Here is a 2287-nt window from a genome sequence, read left to right on the forward strand (position 1 = left end):
GGAAGAGGCTGAGCACCGGGCGGTCGAAGACGAAGAGCAGCGCCACCAGCGCGCCGGTCAGCACCAGGTTGAAGCCGACCCCCGAAGCCGCGACCTTGCCGATGCGGTCCCAGCGGCCGGCGCCGACATTCTGCGCGGCCATCGAGGAAACCGCTGCCCCGATCGCCAGCGCCGGCATCTGGATATAGGTCCAGAGCTGCGCCGGGATGCCGTAAGCGGCGGCGACCTGCGAGCCGTAGGAGTTGACGATGCCCATCACGGTGAGCGCCGCGGCCGAGATGACGATCATCTGCAGGCCCATCGGGATGCCCTTGAAGACGACGATGCGCAGCAGCGCCGGGTCGGGCCGCAGCAGAGCGAGATCGGCGCCGGCCAACCGCAGCGGGTGCTTGCGAAGATAAAGCACGATCAGGATGGCAATGCCGCTCACCGTCTGGCCTATGAGCGTCGAGGTCGCCGAGCCGGCGATGCCGAGCTCGGGGAAGGGGCCGATGCCGCGGATCAGCAGCGGATTGAGCACGACGTCAAGAACGACCGCCAGCGCCATGAAGAAAAACGGGGTTCGCGAGTCGCCGGCGCCGCGCAGCACGGTCATGACGAAGGACAGAAGGTTCATCATTGGCACCGCGACGAAGATGATGCGCAGGTATCTGCGCGCCAGCGGCAAGGCGTCCGACGGCGTGCCGAGCCCGGTGAGGATAGCGTCGACCCAGATCCAGCCGCAGACGGCGAACACGACCGAGACCAGGAAGAAGAAGGTGGCGCTGGTGCCGACGATGCGCTTCGCCGCGGGCAGATCGCGGGCGCCGACGGACTGCGCCACCAGGATGGTCGCCGCCATGCCGATGCCGAACACCGTGCCGAGGATCAGGAACAGCACCAGATTGGCGTTGGAGGTCGCCGTCAGCGCCGCCTCGCCGAGGAAGCGGCCGACCCAGACCGCGTTGATCGAGCCGTTGAGCGACTGCAGCACGTTGGAACCCAGCACCGGCAGCGCGAACAAAAGCAGCGTGCGCGGGATCGGCCCGCTGGTCAGATCGTGGGTCCGCCTTCGAGCGGGCTTGTCGTCATCCATGGCAGCACCGAAAATGAATCAGGCCCGCGATGCTATCGCAGGCCTGATGCTCATGCATCCCTTCCGCGCTCAGCCGTATGCCCGCTCGGCGTGCGGCTGAAGCAGAACTAGTTCGCGGCGAGGCTGTTCCCGGACAGTCCAGGCAGGGTGACCTGATAGACCAGGAAGGTGGTGTCGACATCGGCGCCGTCCTCGGCCTTGTAGGGCGCGCCGACCTGGAAGCCGTCCTGGGTGAGAAAGTCGTTGTCGTTGGCAACGAACAGGAAATAGTCGTCGGGAAGCTTCGGATCGACGACGGGCGCCAGCGACATCGCCTCCCACTTCTCGGACAGGTTGTTCCTGTCATTCGGCGCGCCATTGTGCAGGCCGAAGCGGCCGAGCTCGCCTTTGTCGTTGATGTCGATGAAGGAGGTTAGCTTGGCCGGCGTCACCGACGGATCAAGCACGCCCTTCGGCGCCACCGGCTTGTCGGCGGCATCGAACGGACCGTTGGCGATGTCGGTCGCGGCGGAGAGGTCGACGATCTCGATCTTGCGATAGACCGATTCTTCGCCCTTCAGGCCCTGGCCGTTGCCCGAGTCGCGCGCCAGCATCAGGAAGCTGGTGTCGGAGAGCGCGACGATCTCGCTCTGCGCGGCGACCTTGGTCTTGCCCTTGGCATCCTTGAAGACCGGCAGCGGCACGACATATTCATGCGCCAGCTTGAGGTGAGCGAGGTCGGAAGCGTCATAGACCAGCGCGCGGGTGTTCTGGCGCGTCGAGCCGGAATCGCCGCCGTCCTGACGGGCCGCCGACTGCAGCACGGCGATCAGGAACTTGCCGTCGGGCGTCACCGACATGCCTTCGAGGCCCTGGTTGTTCTGACGGCCGGTTTCCGGGTCCTTCGGATCTGGCTCGGCGGCGCCCGGGCCAGGATTGTCGGAAGCGAAGTTCGGCTTGGCGTGGCGCATCGGCACCAGGGCCGCGGGCGGCTGCGTCGCCGACATCAGCCGGCCTTCGGCCGAGAAGCGGTAGATGTTGGGGCCATATTCGTCGGAGATGAACATGGTGCCATCGGGCAGGCGCACGATCGCTTCGTCGTCCAGCGAAAGCTTGCCGTTTTCGGCCTGCGGCAGGATCGGCATGTCGCCGGCGGCTTCGCGCACGCCGTTCAGCGGATCGAGGCCGGTGGCGTCGGCGCCCTTGTCGTCGGTCAAGAGCATGGTGTCGGCG

Annotated in this window: 2 protein-coding genes; both read right to left on the reverse strand. The window is 66.4% G+C overall.

Annotated elements, in window-relative coordinates:
- Nucleotides 1-1075 (reverse strand): MATE family efflux transporter (locus EOA27_RS32585; protein ID WP_145970688.1); only part of this gene is annotated, 1075 nt, incomplete at its 3' end.
- A 107-nt stretch (nucleotides 1076-1182) separates the two neighbouring features.
- The coding region (locus tag EOA27_RS32590; RefSeq protein ID WP_127258305.1) for an esterase-like activity of phytase family protein at nucleotides 1183-2287 on the reverse strand (1105 nt) is incomplete at its 5' end.

Origin of the sequence: Mesorhizobium sp. M2A.F.Ca.ET.037.01.1.1 (assembly GCF_003998075.1) — a bacterium.
In the GTDB taxonomy this organism is placed as follows: Bacteria; Pseudomonadota; Alphaproteobacteria; order Rhizobiales; family Rhizobiaceae; genus Mesorhizobium.